General features: G+C 68.2%; 18 protein-coding genes and 1 tRNA gene. 13 read left to right on the top strand and 6 right to left on the bottom strand.

Annotated features, from left to right (window positions below; genetic code table 11):
* The first annotated feature begins 142 nt into the window (after nucleotides 1–142).
* Nucleotides 143–979, top strand: a complete 837-nt coding sequence (locus tag KXC43_RS31180; protein WP_221379764.1) for a PSP1 domain-containing protein — start codon at nucleotides 143–145, stop codon at nucleotides 977–979.
* A 42-nt stretch (nucleotides 980–1,021) separates the two neighbouring features.
* Here the strand turns inward: KXC43_RS31180 and KXC43_RS31175 are convergent, their stop codons facing one another.
* Nucleotides 1,022–2,683, bottom strand: a complete 1,662-nt coding sequence (locus KXC43_RS31175; RefSeq protein WP_255645177.1) for a metallophosphoesterase — start codon at nucleotides 2,681–2,683, stop codon at nucleotides 1,022–1,024.
* A gap of 173 nt (nucleotides 2,684–2,856) precedes the next feature.
* Between KXC43_RS31175 and KXC43_RS31170 the strand changes: the two genes are divergently transcribed.
* Nucleotides 2,857–2,933 (top strand) — tRNA-Thr (locus tag KXC43_RS31170).
* A gap of 77 nt (nucleotides 2,934–3,010) precedes the next feature.
* Here the strand turns inward: KXC43_RS31170 and KXC43_RS31165 are convergent.
* The gene (locus KXC43_RS31165; RefSeq protein ID WP_221379762.1) at nucleotides 3,011–3,469 is read right to left on the bottom strand and encodes a DUF2231 domain-containing protein; all 459 of its coding nucleotides are present in this window, start codon (nucleotides 3,467–3,469) and stop codon (nucleotides 3,011–3,013) included.
* Between the two features lie 387 nt (nucleotides 3,470–3,856).
* Here KXC43_RS31165 and KXC43_RS31160 point away from each other — a divergent pair, with 387 nt between their 5' ends.
* The 5 genes from KXC43_RS31160 to KXC43_RS31140 all read left to right on the top strand — a co-directional run bounded on the left by KXC43_RS31160 (nucleotide 3,857) and on the right by KXC43_RS31140 (nucleotide 6,728).
* Nucleotides 3,857–4,306: a DUF6232 family protein gene (locus KXC43_RS31160; protein WP_221379761.1), complete on the top strand. Its 450-nt coding sequence runs from the start codon at nucleotides 3,857–3,859 to the stop codon at nucleotides 4,304–4,306.
* A gap of 149 nt (nucleotides 4,307–4,455) precedes the next feature.
* Nucleotides 4,456–5,379: a helix-turn-helix domain-containing protein gene (locus tag KXC43_RS31155; protein ID WP_221379760.1), complete on the top strand. Its 924-nt coding sequence runs from the start codon at nucleotides 4,456–4,458 to the stop codon at nucleotides 5,377–5,379.
* A 43-nt stretch (nucleotides 5,380–5,422) separates the two neighbouring features.
* On the top strand, nucleotides 5,423–5,617 hold the full coding sequence (locus tag KXC43_RS31150; RefSeq protein ID WP_221379759.1) for a DUF397 domain-containing protein: 195 nt from the start codon (nucleotides 5,423–5,425) through the stop codon (nucleotides 5,615–5,617).
* 313 nt (nucleotides 5,618–5,930) lie between these two features.
* Nucleotides 5,931–6,125, top strand: a complete 195-nt coding sequence (locus KXC43_RS31145; RefSeq protein WP_221379758.1) for a DUF397 domain-containing protein — start codon at nucleotides 5,931–5,933, stop codon at nucleotides 6,123–6,125.
* Between the two features lie 60 nt (nucleotides 6,126–6,185).
* Nucleotides 6,186–6,728: a DUF6226 family protein gene (locus KXC43_RS31140; RefSeq protein WP_221379757.1), complete on the top strand. Its 543-nt coding sequence runs from the start codon at nucleotides 6,186–6,188 to the stop codon at nucleotides 6,726–6,728.
* On the opposite strand, the gene KXC43_RS31135 is transcribed toward KXC43_RS31140, so the two are convergent.
* A complete protein-coding gene (locus KXC43_RS31135; protein ID WP_308129336.1) occupies nucleotides 6,708–7,817 on the bottom strand; it encodes a geranylgeranyl reductase family protein in 1,110 nt (369 codons plus the stop codon). The two genes, KXC43_RS31140 and KXC43_RS31135, sit on opposite strands and share 21 nt — an antisense overlap.
* A 43-nt stretch (nucleotides 7,818–7,860) precedes the next feature.
* Here KXC43_RS31135 and KXC43_RS31130 point away from each other — a divergent pair, with 43 nt between their 5' ends.
* The 6 genes from KXC43_RS31130 to KXC43_RS31105 are packed head-to-tail and all read left to right on the top strand — an operon-like array spanning nucleotide 7,861 to nucleotide 11,623.
* Nucleotides 7,861–8,421, top strand: coding sequence for a sugar O-acetyltransferase (locus tag KXC43_RS31130; RefSeq protein WP_221379755.1), 561 nt, complete (start codon nucleotides 7,861–7,863; stop codon nucleotides 8,419–8,421).
* The gene (locus KXC43_RS52865; RefSeq protein ID WP_221379754.1) at nucleotides 8,418–8,987 is read left to right on the top strand and encodes a TetR/AcrR family transcriptional regulator; all 570 of its coding nucleotides are present in this window, start codon (nucleotides 8,418–8,420) and stop codon (nucleotides 8,985–8,987) included. The genes KXC43_RS31130 and KXC43_RS52865 overlap by 4 nt, the downstream gene beginning before the upstream one ends.
* Nucleotides 8,988–9,013: 26 nt before the next feature.
* Nucleotides 9,014–10,225 carry an MFS transporter gene (locus KXC43_RS31120; protein WP_221379753.1) on the top strand — a complete coding sequence of 404 codons (1,212 nt, stop codon included), beginning with the start codon at nucleotides 9,014–9,016 and terminating at the stop codon, nucleotides 10,223–10,225.
* A gap of 17 nt (nucleotides 10,226–10,242) precedes the next feature.
* The gene (locus tag KXC43_RS31115) at nucleotides 10,243–10,809 is read left to right on the top strand and encodes a hypothetical protein (RefSeq protein WP_221379752.1); all 567 of its coding nucleotides are present in this window, start codon (nucleotides 10,243–10,245) and stop codon (nucleotides 10,807–10,809) included.
* Between the two features lie 19 nt (nucleotides 10,810–10,828).
* Entirely contained in the window at nucleotides 10,829–11,092 is a 264-nt protein-coding gene (locus KXC43_RS31110; RefSeq protein WP_221379751.1) for a hypothetical protein, read from the top strand.
* 6 nt (nucleotides 11,093–11,098) lie between these two features.
* On the top strand, nucleotides 11,099–11,623 hold the full coding sequence (locus KXC43_RS31105; RefSeq protein WP_221379750.1) for a GNAT family N-acetyltransferase: 525 nt from the start codon (nucleotides 11,099–11,101) through the stop codon (nucleotides 11,621–11,623).
* Here KXC43_RS31105 and KXC43_RS31100 read toward each other — a convergent pair.
* The 3 genes from KXC43_RS31100 to ku are packed head-to-tail and all read right to left on the bottom strand — an operon-like array spanning nucleotide 11,589 to nucleotide 14,311.
* Entirely contained in the window at nucleotides 11,589–12,869 is a 1,281-nt protein-coding gene (locus tag KXC43_RS31100) for an MFS transporter (protein ID WP_221379749.1), read from the bottom strand. The two genes, KXC43_RS31105 and KXC43_RS31100, sit on opposite strands and share 35 nt — an antisense overlap.
* 40 nt (nucleotides 12,870–12,909) lie before the next feature.
* The gene (locus KXC43_RS31095) at nucleotides 12,910–13,398 is read right to left on the bottom strand and encodes an NUDIX domain-containing protein (protein WP_221379748.1); all 489 of its coding nucleotides are present in this window, start codon (nucleotides 13,396–13,398) and stop codon (nucleotides 12,910–12,912) included.
* A gap of 13 nt (nucleotides 13,399–13,411) precedes the next feature.
* The gene (ku, locus tag KXC43_RS31090) at nucleotides 13,412–14,311 is read right to left on the bottom strand and encodes a non-homologous end joining protein Ku (protein ID WP_221379747.1); all 900 of its coding nucleotides are present in this window, start codon (nucleotides 14,309–14,311) and stop codon (nucleotides 13,412–13,414) included.
* Nucleotides 14,312–14,328 lie beyond the last annotated feature (17 nt).

Raw genomic sequence — 14,328 nt, 5'->3', positions numbered from 1 at the left:
TTGGGCCGCACTGATGCGGCGTCTACGGGTCTGCCCAACGAAGGTCGATCTGGGTGGTTGCGAAACATCTATGCGACAACCCCGCCGGGTACCCCAAATCAGGCATTTGGTGCGGCCTTTCCGGCGTCGTATGGTGGGGACCATGGGCATGCTGTGCGCGGTCAGCTTCAACCGGTACGGCCGTCTCTACTACCTCGACCCGGGCGAGTTCTCGCCCCAGGTCGGCGACCGTGTGCTCGTACCCACGGACGACGGCCCCGAGGTGGCGGAGTGCGTCTGGGCGGCGCAATGGGTCAGCGACGACACGTCGGCCTTTCCCAAGGTCGCGGGGCTGGCGGGCGACGACGACATGCGCCGCGACGAGCTGCTGCGCAAACGCAAGGCCGAGGCCAAGGTCGCCGCCAAAAAGCTGATCAAGGCCCATGAGCTGCCCATGAAGGTCGTGGCCGTCGACCACGTGCTCGACCAGACCGGCGCCGGCAGCGCCCGCACCACGATCTACTTCACCGCCCCGCACCGGGTCGATTTCCGTTCTCTCGTACGAGACCTGGGCGCCACCCTGCACTGCCGAGTCGAACTGCGCCAGCTCTCGGCCCGCGACTCGGCCCGCGTCCAGGGCGGCATCGGCTCCTGCGGCCGCGACCTGTGCTGCGCCACGTTCCTGACCGACTTCGAGCCGGTCACCATCCGCATGGCGAAAGACCAGGACCTCCCGCTCAACCCCCTGCGCATCTCGGGCGCCTGCGGCCGGCTGATGTGCTGCCTGAAATACGAGCACCCGCTGTATTCCGCCTTCCAGGCCTCCGCTCCCGCCGTCGGCAGCCGCGTCACCACCCCCGAAGGCGACGGCCGCGTGGTGGCCCACAGCGTCCCCAAGGATGCGGTGGTCGTCCGCATGGACGCCGACGGCTCCCGCTGCTCGTGCAGCCGAGCCTCGGTCTGCGGCCCCCGCCAGGCGCACGAGGAGCGCTACAACTGACCGGGTTGCCGGGCGGGTTTCTCTCGCGGGTGAAGCGGACGGTCAGCGGACCTTGATGGGCGCCTCGATGCGGTGGGGGACCAGCGGGTCGCGGGGTTGCAGCCAGGAAGCGTCGGGAGCGCCGTCGGGGTCGGGCGTCCACTTGCGACAAATCTTGTCGATGCCGATGGGGTGGATGGTCAGGGTGCCGTCGGCGGCGATGTGCATGCGGAGGAAGCTCTTGGCGTCCTCGATGCCCTGGCCCGCGTACAGCTCGTTGATGTTGACGTCGACTGTGGACGCGATCAGCAGGTAGAGCGCGGTCACCTGGGTGGCCACGAAGCCGATGACCGGGCCGTACACGACCGCGGCCACCACCAGCGGGCCGGGCCACATCCATTCGTGGAAGGGCAGCTGGAGCCACAACCACGTGCCGCCCGCGGCCAGGGCGATGTGGGCGAAGGCGTGCAGCAGGCCGGCTATCCAGTGGCGGGCGTGCTTGGGTTTGTCGGCCTTGGGCGGCTGGGCGAACGCCACCGATCCGGCCAGGATGAGCACCAGCATGGCGGTCAGCGGGATGCTGAACAGTCGCTGCACGATGCCCGCGTTGCCGGCCGCCGCGCCGGTCATCGCCAGCATGGTCAGCACGTGGATGAGGCCGAGCATGGTGACGAAACCGGGGTTGCGCGTCGGCACCCGGCGGAACACGCCCCAAGCCATCCGCTTCGAGCCGGCCGCATCGGGATAGGACGACTGGAACGCGTACGGCTTGCTGATGCTGCGGCTGCGAGTGAGCGTGTCGGGCTGGGGCACGATCAGTTCCGGCGGAAGTTGCTGGGTGCCGAGCAGGTAGGCGCCGCCGCCACCGCACGTGATCAGCTCACGGTCGGCGCTGCTGTAGCGGGCGTAGTGGTGCAGGTCGCCGGAGACGAGCACCCGCGTGGACGCCCCGGTCGGGTCGAGCGTCTTGCGGATGAAGTAATCGATCGCGTCGTACTGTTCCGGATTGTCGACGGACTTGACCCACTTGGGCGACGGGGTCATCAGGATCACACGGTCGTCCGGGCCGACGTGCCGGGCGGCCTCTTCGAAATAGCCGAGCTGAGGATCGTCGATGTACGCGCCGAACTGCTCGTCGATGGCGAAGAGCCACCAGTTCGCCGGCAGCTTGACCGCGAAGTAGGAGCGCCGCTGCTCGGTGCGCCAGCCGCCGATGTGACCGTCGCGGCGACGTGCGAACAGCCGGATGAAGGCCGTGAGACCGTCGTACCAGTCGTGGTTGCCGGGCAGCGCGAAGAGGGTCGGCTGCGTCGAGGACATGGGGGGCTCGGGCAGGGCGGCGCGGTAGGGGCCCTTCATGCGGCTCTCGTAGCCGTCGCCGCTGGCCAGGGGATACACCTGGTCGCCGCCCATGAGCAGCAGCCGACCCCGGGGCAACGAGGCGCCGTCGACCTCGAGGCTGGGCTGGGCCAGCAGGTAGGCCACCGAATACGTCGCGTTGAAGCCGTCGCCCAGATCGGCCACGTAGTCGAGCCAGAGCTCGCCGTCGGCGGTCTGCGAATGGTCGAACCAGTCGCCGTCGAGCGCGTTCTGCAGCTCGCGCTTGTCGAGATAGGCCCCGAAGAGGACCGCCAGCACGGTTCGCAGGCCGGTGCTGAGCAGCAGCAGCGGTGCGAGCCAGCCGACCGGGCGCTGCGGTGTGAAGCCCAACTCTTGTGGATTCATGCTCGCGGGCCGGGGTGGCACGACCTGGCCCGTGGGGGGAGGTTGCGGGTGATCGACGGTCACGCCAGGCAGACTAGACCCGGCCCCTGACAGAACCGCTGCCCGATCCGGGCCGTGCTTCAGGGGTGCCCCCGCCTTGGCCCGGGGCGCATACCGTACACTTGTTTCTCGTTGCCGCCTTAGCTCAGTCGGCTAGAGCGACGCACTCGTAATGCGTAGGTCGACGGTTCGATTCCGTCAGGCGGCTCCACGCAGAAGCCCAGGTCAAGCGACCTGGGCTTCTGGCATTTCGGGGTACGCGTCGCAGGCCGCAGCCGCGACAGTGAGCTAGTAGCCGCGGTTCCCCACGGCCGCCCGGGCAAACGCGGGGGTGCGGCCGTTGGCGAGTTCGCCGCCGAACCAGGCGCCGAAGCCGGAGATGGCCAGCGCGAGCAGTTCGAGCAGGAAGAGACCGACGCCGGCCTCACGGTTCGGGTCCCCGACACGAACCATGACGATCACGGCGAACAGGAAGAGCACGCCCATGTTGAGCAGCATCCGCAGCACGCCGATGCGCTTGGTGTCGGCGCGGTGGACGAAGGCAAGGTCGATCGCACCCGCGACGGCGGCAGCCACGCCACCCACCAGGCCGGCGACGATGTTCCAGTAGGCCAGCGATCCGAGGATCGCCGGGGCGCCGGCCAGGTTGGCAAGATCGAAGATGATGGCCATCGCGAACAGTCCCAGCGGGAACATCACCAGGATGGGTTGCACCGCCTGGCCCGCTATCTTGAGTCGGCTCTCCATGCGGATATCGCCCTTCTACCTGCGCAATCACAGGCTCGACGGTGGCTTCGACGTCTGGCCTACCCGGCCGGTTGGTCTATGAAACGCCACAAGGCGGTCAGAGTGACGCGCCCCTCAGGCCACTTGGCTTGTACGCAATCTGCGACATGGCAGATTGAGTGGTGGCGGACAGCCGTACGGCATGCTCTACTGGATCCAGAGCAACAAGGGCGGAAGTTGAGGGAGACGCTTCAAAACAACGGCACCCGGCGGCAACCGGGTGCCGTTCTCGCCTCTGCGAACGTTCTCTGTTGACTTCGAACGAGCGGGCGGGGATTCATTTCTCTCCAGCGCCATCGTGGCTCTGTCTCCCTGTTCCTCGCAAGGAGTTCGGGTGAGGGGTGCGCCATGAGCAAACGTATCTACTATCGCGGTCCGGACGCTGTGGTAACCGACGAACTGTTCATCTGGCGCGGGACGTCAGCAAGAAGTTTTCTCGTTCGGGACCTCCACAACGTCGGCGAAGTGCGAGTCGCCGCGGAGCCGGCCTCCCCGGCCACCGTCCTGACTGTGGCCGCCGGTACGGTGGCGGCCGTCGGCGCCGGTTGGACGCTTTTGCAACCACCTACTGCTTACGCGCTCGGACTACTCGCCGTGACGGTTCCCTTGGCTTTCACCGTGCCGTCGATGGTCCGCCGTGCTCGTGGGTGGGAACTTCACGCGACCTATCGGGGGACCGACGTGGTGCTCTACGCCTGTGCCGACGAACGCCAGTTCGGGCAGGTCAAACGCGCTTTGCGACGCTCTCTCGAGAACGGCCGGCCGCACGGGAAGGGGCTTGATCTCGCCGCTGCCTGAGCTTGTGGGCGAAACCCCACCCCGGTGTCACTCGTCATATGGGACGGTAATAGCATCTGCCAGCAACCTCGCTGAGTGCTACTTCGCAGTCAGCGAGGTGGCAGTTTACGCACCTGTAACACCGGACCTACTTCAACGTTGAAGGACTGATGGCCGAAGGCGAGTCGCCTACCATCGCGCGCCGGCGTGTTCGCATAGCGATCCGCGAGGCCCGTGAGGCGCTTCCGCTTACCCAGGCTCAGGTCGCTGAGGAGATGGAGTGGTCCCTCAGCAAGGTCATTCGCATCGAGAACGGCGACGTCTCGATCTCGATCAACGACCTCCGCGGCCTGTTGAATCTGCTCGGCATTCGCGACAAGGCGATCGTGGAGCCATTGCTTGCCGACGCGCGAGTCGCGCGGACCCGCAAGCGGGCGGCCTATGCCTGGTGGGAGGAGCCTCGTTTCCGCGAGAACACCTCCGAACCCTTCCGGCGGTTCCTGGAGTACGAGGCCGAGGCGACCGAGCTGCGCTCGTTCAACGTGTACTACGTGCATGGACCGCTGCAGACGCCGGAGTATGCGCGTGCTTTGACGGGCGCCTGGCTGGATGACGAATTCACTGAAGCGCAGGTCGATGCGCTCGTGGAGATCCGCGGCCAGCGTCGGGAAGCGATGCTCCACCGCAGCGATCCGCTCAAGTACTACTTCCTCGCGGACCAGTCGGTCTTCATGCGCCTGATCGGCGGGCTGGACATCTTCATCCCGCAGCTGCAGCAGATCGTCGAGCTGGCCGAGGCCGGGCTGTTCCAGATGCGCATGCTGCCGTTCGACATTGTGCAGACCATTGCCAACAACGGCAGTTTCGAACTCCTGACCGTCGACCCGAGCCATCCCGACCGCGAAGTCATGTATCGCGAGAACGGCGTGGCCGACGAGACGGTGGAAAATCTTGCCGAGACCAGGCGGCATCGAAAGCGTTTCAACCAACTTTGGCAAGCCGCCATGGACGAGAGCGACACGATCGCCTTCGTCAGGAAGCGCATAGAAGATCTTGGAGCGACCTCTCCGGGTGTCGAAGTTGAATCCAACTAAATACTGATCTATCAACATTCATTCTCGAAGGGTTATCAGCAAAATGCGAGAGGTCGAGTCGCCCCAGTGGCGCAAGAGCAGCTTCTGTGCAAGTGGGAACTGCGTGGAAGTGGCCAAGGTCGACGGTCAGTACCTGCTCAGGGACAGCAAGAACCCCGACGTCCCGGCCCATGCATTCACGGGGGATGAGTGGACCGCGTTCGTCGCGGGCGTAAGAGCAGGCGAATTCAGCTTCTGATCGATCTTTGTTCACCCGCCCTGTGCGGGCATTTTTCTGTGCAGGGCGGCGTGCGCAACGCATGTCGCCCTCTCCATTTGTTACGCCGGTCCGCGAATGGACTGTCTGATCTTGGACACCGCGCTCCCGTCATCCGGCTCGAGCCCGGCTGCATGTGTCCCGTAAAACGGACAAGAGCCTATAAAGCGCTCGCTTCCGGCCCTCCTTTTTCGGCAAATCACTCACTTCGCCCATCGCTCACGCCATTCACTCCTGCCGGATCGTGAAATGGTCCCTTAACGTGGACCTCGGGAACCGGCACGGAGGTGCACAGATGATCAAGCCGACCGAAAAACCACAATGGCGCAAAGCCAGACGCTGCACAGGCGGCAACTGCGTCGAGGTGGCACGGACCGATGGTGCGGTCCTGATGCGGAACTCGACCAGCCCTGACGAGATCCTCTCCTTCACCGTCGAGGAGTGGGAGGCGTTCGTCGCGGGTGTCAAGGAGGGGGACTTCTCTTCCTGATGAGGGGAAGTCCTGGCGAAGCGCTGGTGAGTCGTCGGCCGGGGACGGCATACTGCGCTGGTGAGGGCCGACCCGCATGTTGCCCGCTTTGCCGTTCTGCAGGACGCGGCCGAGGCGTTGCTGGACGAGCTGGCGGAGCGTTACATGGTCGACCGCCGCGAGAGCAAGGAGTCCCTCGGGGCGGCTGACGCTCTGGTGCGGTTGGAAAGGCTCATGCCGCGTACGCCGGCGGCCGCACCGCTGGCCATCGCGTTCACCGAGACGCCGGGCATCGCCCTGCGTCTCGGTCGATGGTGGGTCGAGACTCTGCCCGGCTGCTCGTGTGCTGTTTGCGACGAGGATCCGGTGCAGCTGGTCGAGCTGCTTCGCCTCCAGGCCGCTGCGCTCGTCGAGGGCGGGCTGTGGGAGCGCGTGCGGCGCGGGGTCGGTGGCTCCTGGTACGAGAGCCGGCTGATCGGCGTGGGTATCAACGCTCGCCGGGAGGGCCCGTTGACCAGGGAGGATTCCCGGGAGGCGCGACGGAGCGGCTTCGCTGCTCCCGTGCAGTGGGCGCCCTGGCCGGCGCGGCCGCTGAAGGAGACCTCAGGCCCGGAAGAGGGTTAGCAGGGCACGGATGCCGGGTCGCTGGATGACGCTGGCCATCGACAGGTTGCCCTGGCAGAAGGCTTCGAAGGCGCGCCAGCCCAGCGGCGTGGCCATCGCCGCGTGCACGACCCGCGGGTAGCGGGAGAACGCGTTCAGCATGCGGCGGCCCGCCGCCATCTCGGGCGCCAGTTCGGCCGCCACCTGATGCTCGTACCGCGAAAGATCTTTCCAGGCGCTGCCGGCCCACCCGCCGCTCCGCAGCGCGTAGCTGATGCCCTCGCGGGTCCACGGCTCGAGCAGGCCGGCGGCGTCACCGACGACCGCGACCCGTCCCCGCCGGAGCGGTGCGTCGGGGCGTCGGCATCGCGTCAGATGTCCGGAATCGCGGACGACCCGGCGATCGCTGAGGCCCAGGTGCTGCAGGAATCCGGCCAGGTACTTCTTCGTCTCGGCGCCGTGTCCCTTTGCCATGATCACGCCGACCGTGAGCTCGTCCTGTTTCGGGAAGACCCAGCCGTACGAGCCGGGGAACGAGCCCCAGTCCAGCAGGACCCGGCCTTCCCACGTCGAGCGGTCGGCCTCGGTGGCGGCCAGCTCCACCTCGAGGCCGAGATCCTGCTGCTCGAACGTCACCCCGACGTACCGGGACGTGATGCCGGCCGATCCGTCGGCGCCGATGATCGTGCCGGCGGTGATCTGCTCACCGTCGGTGAGCGTGACCACGCCCTGGTCGACGGCGCGTACCTGAGCGTTCTGCCGGACGACAGCACCGGCGGTCACCGCGGCCGAATACCACGCGTGGTCGAAATCGTCGCGCCGGACCAGGGTCAGGAACGGCGACGAGGCGGCCCGGCGGGTGAACGAGTGGCGCCCGGCTCGCGTGAAGGTCAACGCCGAGATCTTGTCGCGCGCCGGCACGTCGATGTGCTCCGAGGCGTACGCCAGAGAAGTGCCGATGAGGCCGCCGCCGCAGGTCTTGTAGCGCGGGTGCTCGGCCCGCTCCAGCACGATCGTGCGAGCCCCGGCGGCGGCCGCAGCCCTTGCTGCCGACAGGCCCGACGGCCCGCCGCCGACAACTGCCACATCCCAAGCCGGCTCCGCGATCACGGGGCGGAAGTCTAATCGCGCAACCTTATGTACGCTTGTACGCATGACCGCGATGCGCGAGCGCATGCTCGCCGGTGAGCTCTATCGGGCCGACGATCCGGCCCTCTTCAGCGACATGAACCGGGCCGCGGCGCTTTCCCACCGCCTCAACACGGCCGACCCCACCGACCACGCCCTGCGGCGCGAGCTGCTCACCGAGCTGCTCGGGCGGTTCGGCGCGGAGAGCGAGATCCGCCCGCCGTTCCGGTGCGACTACGGCTACCAGACCTTCGTCGGCGCCCGCACCTTCGCCAACTTCGGGTTGATCAGCCTGGATGTGGCGACTGTCACCATCGGCGACGACGTGCAGATCGGGCCGAACGTGCAACTGCTCACCGCCTGGCATCCGGTCGCTGCCGGGCCCCGGCGCGACAAGTGGGAGGCGGCCTCGCCCATCGTCATCGGCGACAACGTCTGGCTCGGCGGCGGCGTCATCGTGCTGCCGGGGGTGACGATCGGTGACAACACCGTGGTCGGGGCGGGATCGGTCGTGACCAGAGACCTGCCACCGGACGTGGTCGCGGTCGGCAATCCGGCCCGCGTGATCCGCGAGGTGGAGCCGTGACCGCCGTGCCCGCCGCCCGTTCGCCCCGCCGCTACGACCCCGACCGCAAGAGCCGGATCGTCGACGCGGCCATCGAGGTGATCGCCGATCACGGCGTCGCCGGCACCACCAGCCGGCGCATCGCGGCCGCCGCCGACGTGCCGCTCGGTTCGATCACCTACCACTTCGACAGCCTCGAGGACCTGCTCGAGCTGGCCTTCCGGCGGCACGCCGAGCTGATGTCGCCGCGCTACGAGGCGCATTTCGAGGGGGTCACCGACCTGGCCGGGTTCGCCGACGCCGTCACCGACCTGATCAACACCGATGCCGGGGGCGACGTGCGCGACTGGGCTGTTTCGTACGAGCTCTACCTCGCCGCCCTGCGCAATCCCGCCCTCCGGAGCGTGACCGACGCCTGGATGCGCCGGTCACGAACGGTGCTCGAGCGTTTCATCGATCCGGTCACCGCGCGGGGCATCGACGCGGTCATCGAGGGCCTCGTCATGCACCTCACCCTGTCCACCGCCACCTACGACCGCGCGGAGACCCGTACGATCGTCGGCCGTTTCCTCGGAGTCCCACAGTAACCGCCGCTGTCGAGGCGACACCGGAGGTGCGGGCGGCGACCCGCGCTGTCTACGCCGCCTTCATCCTGGCCGGCGTCGCCGCCGCCAGCTGGGCCTCGCGAATCCCCCAGGTACGGGACGAACTCGGCCTGAACCCGTCCGGAATCGGCCTCGTCCTGCTCTCGCTGGCCGCTGGTTCGATCATCTCGCTGCTGCTCGCGGGGCAGATCGTCGCCCGGCTCGGCTCGAGCCGAACGGTTGCCGCCATGGGCGCCCTGCTCGGCGCGGCCATGGTCGGCGTTTCGATCGGCTACCTGTACGGCGTGCCGCCGGTGCTGCTCGCCCTGTTCGCGTTCGGCTTCGCCAACGGCTCGTGGGACGTGGCCATGAACGTGCAGGGCGCAATCGTCGAACGGCGCCTGGGCAAGGCGATCATGCCGCGTTTCCACGCCGGCTTCAGCATCGGCACGGTCGCGGGCGCCCTGGCCGGTGCCGGAGCGGTCGCGCTCGGCATCTCGGTCACGATCCACCTCGCCGTCACCGCGGTGCTGATCGCCGCCGTCGTCATCGTTGCGGTGCGGGCCTTCGTCCCCGACGACGCCGGCCCGGTGCCCGCCGTCACCCCGTCCGACCCGACGATGGTCGGCTCGACCGCGCCGGTCACCAAGCGCAATGGCCTGCACGACGCGCTGGCCACGTGGCGTGAGCCGCGCACGATCATCGTCGGCGTGTTCGTGCTGGCGTTCGCGTTCACCGAGGGTGCGGGGATCGACTGGATCAGCGTCTCGATGATCGACAGCTACGGCACGTCGGCTGCGGTCGGCACGCTGGCGTTCGCGCTGTTCCTGGCCGCGATGACGGCCGGCCGGTGGTTCGGGCCGGCACTGCTCGACCGGTACGGCCGGGTAGCCGTCGTGCGGGTGCTGGCCGCCGTCAGCCTGGGTGGGCTCGCGCTCTACATCCTCGGGCCGGCCACGCCGCTGGCCTTCGTGGGTGCGCTGTTCTGGGGACTGGGTGCGTCGCTCGGCTTTCCGGTGGGCATGAGCGCAGCCGCGGACGACCCGGCCCACGCGGCGTCCCGGGTGAGCGTCGTCGCCTCGATCGGCTACTGCGCCTTCCTGGGCGGGCCGCCGCTGATCGGCTTCCTGGGCGACCACATCATGGTCAAGAACGCGCTGGTCGCGGTGGCGGTGCTGCTGATCATCTCGATCACGATCGCCGGCGCGGTGAAGCCCCTGCCCGAGCCGGACGTGCGCTAGGCGTACCGTCTCGGCCCGTGGGCAGCAGCTATCAGACGGTTCTGGCCGTCGGCGAACTCGAAGACATCCGAGCCGCGGTGGTGGCGTCGGGACAGCGAGCTGTGATCATGCCGATGGGTGAGCGCCGGTGGGCGGTGGTCCCGGAGGGAGACGGTGTTTATGCCGAGACCGAGGGTCTGGCGACGCGACTGAGCCTGGCCGCGACGTTCAACGTCTTCGACTCCGACGTGCTGGTGGCCCTGCTTTTTCGCGACGGCGCGGCCTACCACGAGTACCTGTCGGACCAGGCCCAACTGATGGAGGCCTGGGACGACGACGACAACGAAATTTGGTACGACATGCTGGGACGGCCCTATCCGCCCGGCGCGACGCCGCCCGCGGGCGCCTTCGGCGCCGACCCGGCTGCCTTCGTGCCGCTGGGCCTGGCTCCGGTCGACGAGGCTGAGCTGGCCTCGGCGCTGCGCGGCCCGGAACGCGACGCCTCCGAGCAGCACCACGCCGTCGTGCATGCGCTCAACTTCGACGACGCCCGGCCGCTGACCATGAAGTACCACGAGGCCGTGGCTTCCGGCCGGGGTGTCTGACTTCGCCGTACGGTGGGGTATGGCCAAGCCGCATCTCCGTCCGCCCATGACCCCGGCCCAGAAGTCGGCCCCCGACCCCACGCCCGACGCGCTGCCGGCCAGCGACTTCGGGGTGGTGACGGCCGGTGGCCGGTGCCCCACCTGCGACAAGGTGGTCACCGACGTCAACGCCGAGCCGCTCGACTACGAGGAGCAGGAGGACGGGTCGCTGCTCGTCGAATCCGTCGTCTTCGTCGTGCTTCCGTGCGGGCACGACTTCACGCGCCGGGTGGAGCTACGCTGACGCGCCATGGACGCCTACGGGGACAAGGTCCGGCTGCGGGCCCTGGGGGTCGCGGACGCCGAGGCGCTGTGGCGATGGAACCACGACGCCGATGTGATGCGGTGGATGGACGAGGGCTACGCCGAGACGACGGCCCAGGTGGCCAAGTGGCTCGAGGAGCGGGCGGCCAACGCGTACGGTGATGTGCTCTTCGGGGTGGAGGAGCCGGGCGGCACGCTGATCGGGCTGGTGCGGCTGCACGGCGCCGAGCCCGAGACGGGCGTCGCCGACCTGGACGTCTACCTCGGCGAGAAAGACTTCTGGGGCAAGGGTTACGGCACCGACGCGGTGCGGACCGTCTGCCGGTACGGGTTCGAGAAAATGCGCCTGCGCAAGATCACCCTGACCGCGGTCGTCGAGAACGAACCCGCCGTGCACATCTACCGCAAGGTCGGGTTCGTCGAGGAGGGCCGTCTGCGGCAGGTTTTCCGCCGCGACGGCGAGTGGATCGACAAGTTCACGATGGGGCTGCTCGCGAACGAGCTTCGGTAGCGGCCAGCCACGCGTCGTCGGCGGCCTTCTTCAGGGCCATGCCGTCCTTTCCGTCGTAGCGCAGGAAGCGGGGCAGCGCTGCGGCCAGCGCCGCGGTGCCGACCACGCACAGGACGCCGCCCACCCAGGTCGAGCCGCCCACACCCAGCCGGGTGCGCGCCATCAGACCCGAGCGCAGCTGTCCCAGCAGCGGGCCGGTCGTGTACGACAGCATCTCGATCCCGGCCAGGCGGCCGCGTAGGTGATCGGGGATGGTCTGGCTCCAGATGATCGAGCGGAAGATGCCCGAGACCATGTCGGCGGCGCCCGCGAAGGCCAGGCACAGCAACGTCAGCCACAGCCACTGGGACAGTCCGACGCCTACGATGCCGACGCCCCAGAGCGCGGCCGCGACCACCACCATCAGGCCGTGCCGGTGCACACGGCCGGTCCAGCGGCTGGTCAGGGTGGCCAGCATCGAGCCGACGGCCGGGGCTGCGTAGAGCAGACCGAGCACACGCGGACCGCCCAGTTGGGTTGCCAGGAACGGGTAGAGCGCCTGCGGCATGCCGAAGAACATGGCGTTGATGTCGACCAGGTAGGTGCCGAGCAGTTCCGGGCGCGACCGGGCGTAGCGCAGGCCGGTGATCACCGCTCGGATCGACGGCCGGTCCGCGTCGGGCGGGGGCGGCACGGCCCGTACCAGCGTCAGGCACAGCAGCGACGCGGTGAAGGTGAGCAGGTCGAAGGCGTACACCCAGGCCAGGTCGACCGCCGAGATCAGCAGACCGGCGAGCGCGGGCCCACCCACCTGGGCGATCTGCGAGCTGAAAGCCTGCAGCGACATCGTTGCGGGCAGTTCCTCCGGCCGTACGAGCCGGGGCACCATCGCCTCGAGCGCCGGCCTCTGCAAGCCGTCGACGGTGGCGGTCAATGCCGCCACCACGAACAACAGCCACAGGTGGGGCTCGTGGGAAAGCGCATTGACCAGCAGTACGCCGGTGAGCGCGGCCAAGGCGAACTCGCCGCCCCGCACCAGCAGGCGGCGGTCGAGATAGTCGGCCAGCGCGCCGCCCACGAACGCCATGACGAGCAGGGGCACCAGCTCGCAGACGCCCAGGAGGCCGACCATCAGGGGGTCGCCGGTGATCGCCGCCACCTGGAACGGGATGGTGACGTACGTGATGAAGGACCCGAAACCGCTGACCGAGCCGCCGATGAAGACGAGGCGGTAGTCGCGCGAGGTGCGCAGCGGGGTCAGGTCCACGCAGGGGATCGTGCCTGAGACCGCCGGGGCGGGGCGAGCGTTATTTCATGACCAGGCGGCCCGTGGCCTCGAACTGGGCCAGGTCGGCCAGGGTCTCGTCGAGGACGAACGACTTCGGGCCGGGGAGCGCGTCCAGCGGGAAGAAGCCGGCGTCGACGGACTCCTCGGTCTGGCGCAGCAGTTCGCCCTCCCAGGTGTGAATCCGGAACGACATGAGGATCTGCTGGTAGGTGTGCCCGTAGTCGTTCGTGTAGGTGTACGCGCTGTAGAACGCGAACGGCGTGAGCGACGTGGCCCGCAGACCCGTCTCTTCCCACACCTCGCGGATAGCGCAGTCCTCCATGCTCTCGCCGAGTTCCATCGCCCCGGCCGGGATGGCCCAGCGGTGGTTGTCGGACCGCTGGATCAGCAGCAGCCGATTCTGGTCGTCGAGGATCACCCCGCGCGCCCCGACGAAGAGGATGGTGTCGGAATCCCCGACACTCGCCCGCACCTTGCCCAGGTAAGACTCAGCCCACGTCAATGCCACGGACCAACTCTAGTCACGCCGACTTCTTCACCGCCTTCTTGGCGGGAGCGGCCTTCTTGGCGGCGGGCGCCTTCTTGGCCGCGGCCTTCTTGGCCGGCGCCTTCTTGGCGGGTGTGGGTGCGGGCGCCGACTCGCCCCGAGCGGCCTTGGCCCTTTCCACCGAGGCCTTCAACGCCGCCATCAGGTCGACCGCGGCCGCCGGCGCCTCCTCGGCCTCTTCCGGCTGCACGATCTCGCGGCCCTCGACCTTGGCGTCGATCACCTCTTGCAGCGCCGCCCGGTAGTTGTCGGTGAACTCCTCGGCCTTGAAGCTGCCGGCCATCGAGTCGATCAGCGAGCTGGCCATGGCGAGCTCGGCCGGGCGGGTCTCGATGTCCTCGTCGAGAAAGCCGAAGTCGGGCGTACGAACCTCGTCGGGCCACAGCATGGTGTTGAGCACCAGCACGCCCTCGTGCACGCGCAGCGTGGCCAGCTGCTCCCGCTGGCGGATCGCGATCTTGACGATGGCGACCCGGTCGGCGTCCTGCAGGGCGTCGCGGAGCAGCACGTACGGCTTGGCCGCCTGGCCCTCGGGTTCGAGGTAGTAGGACTTGGCGAACAGGATGGGGTCGATCTGCTCGGCCGGCACGAACTCGAGCACGTCGATCGCGCGCGACGTGGTCAGCGGCAGGTCGGCGAAATCCTCGTCGGTGAGGATGACCATCTCGCCGCCGCCGATGTCGTAGCCCTTGGCGATGTCGTCGTAGCTGACCACCTCGCCGTCGACGGAGCAGGTGCGCTGGTATTTGATCCGGCCGCCGTCGGTGCGGTGCACCTGGTGGAACCGGATGTCCTTCTCCTCGGTCGCCGAGTAGAGCTTGACGGCGATGGACACCAGGCCGAAGGAGACCGCGCCCTTCCAGATCGCTCGCATGATGACTCCTGTACCCA

The sequence above is a fragment of the Paractinoplanes polyasparticus genome, assembly GCF_019710575.1.
Taxonomy (GTDB): Bacteria; Actinomycetota; Actinomycetes; order Mycobacteriales; family Micromonosporaceae; genus Actinoplanes; species Actinoplanes polyasparticus.
Note: the sequence above shows the minus strand (reverse complement) of the source record. Positions and strands in the feature narration are given on the sequence as shown.

What these genes read in the sequence shown, in the direction of transcription:
- KXC43_RS31180 (WP_221379764.1), top strand. Translation starts at nt 143, where the DNA reads ATGGGCATGCTGTGCGCGGTCAGCTTCAACCGGTACGGCCGTCTCTAC.
- KXC43_RS31175 (WP_255645177.1), bottom strand. Translation starts at nt 2,683, where the DNA reads ATGAATCCACAAGAGTTGGGCTTCACACCGCAGCGCCCGGTCGGCTGG.
- KXC43_RS31165 (WP_221379762.1), bottom strand. Translation starts at nt 3,469, where the DNA reads ATGGAGAGCCGACTCAAGATAGCGGGCCAGGCGGTGCAACCCATCCTG.
- KXC43_RS31160 (WP_221379761.1), top strand. Translation starts at nt 3,857, where the DNA reads ATGAGCAAACGTATCTACTATCGCGGTCCGGACGCTGTGGTAACCGAC.
- KXC43_RS31155 (WP_221379760.1), top strand. Translation starts at nt 4,456, where the DNA reads ATGGCCGAAGGCGAGTCGCCTACCATCGCGCGCCGGCGTGTTCGCATA.
- KXC43_RS31150 (WP_221379759.1), top strand. Translation starts at nt 5,423, where the DNA reads ATGCGAGAGGTCGAGTCGCCCCAGTGGCGCAAGAGCAGCTTCTGTGCA.
- KXC43_RS31145 (WP_221379758.1), top strand. Translation starts at nt 5,931, where the DNA reads ATGATCAAGCCGACCGAAAAACCACAATGGCGCAAAGCCAGACGCTGC.
- KXC43_RS31130 (WP_221379755.1), top strand. Translation starts at nt 7,861, where the DNA reads ATGACCGCGATGCGCGAGCGCATGCTCGCCGGTGAGCTCTATCGGGCC.
- KXC43_RS31110 (WP_221379751.1), top strand. Translation starts at nt 10,829, where the DNA reads ATGGCCAAGCCGCATCTCCGTCCGCCCATGACCCCGGCCCAGAAGTCG.
- KXC43_RS31105 (WP_221379750.1), top strand. Translation starts at nt 11,099, where the DNA reads ATGGACGCCTACGGGGACAAGGTCCGGCTGCGGGCCCTGGGGGTCGCG.
- ku (WP_221379747.1), bottom strand. Translation starts at nt 14,311, where the DNA reads ATGCGAGCGATCTGGAAGGGCGCGGTCTCCTTCGGCCTGGTGTCCATC.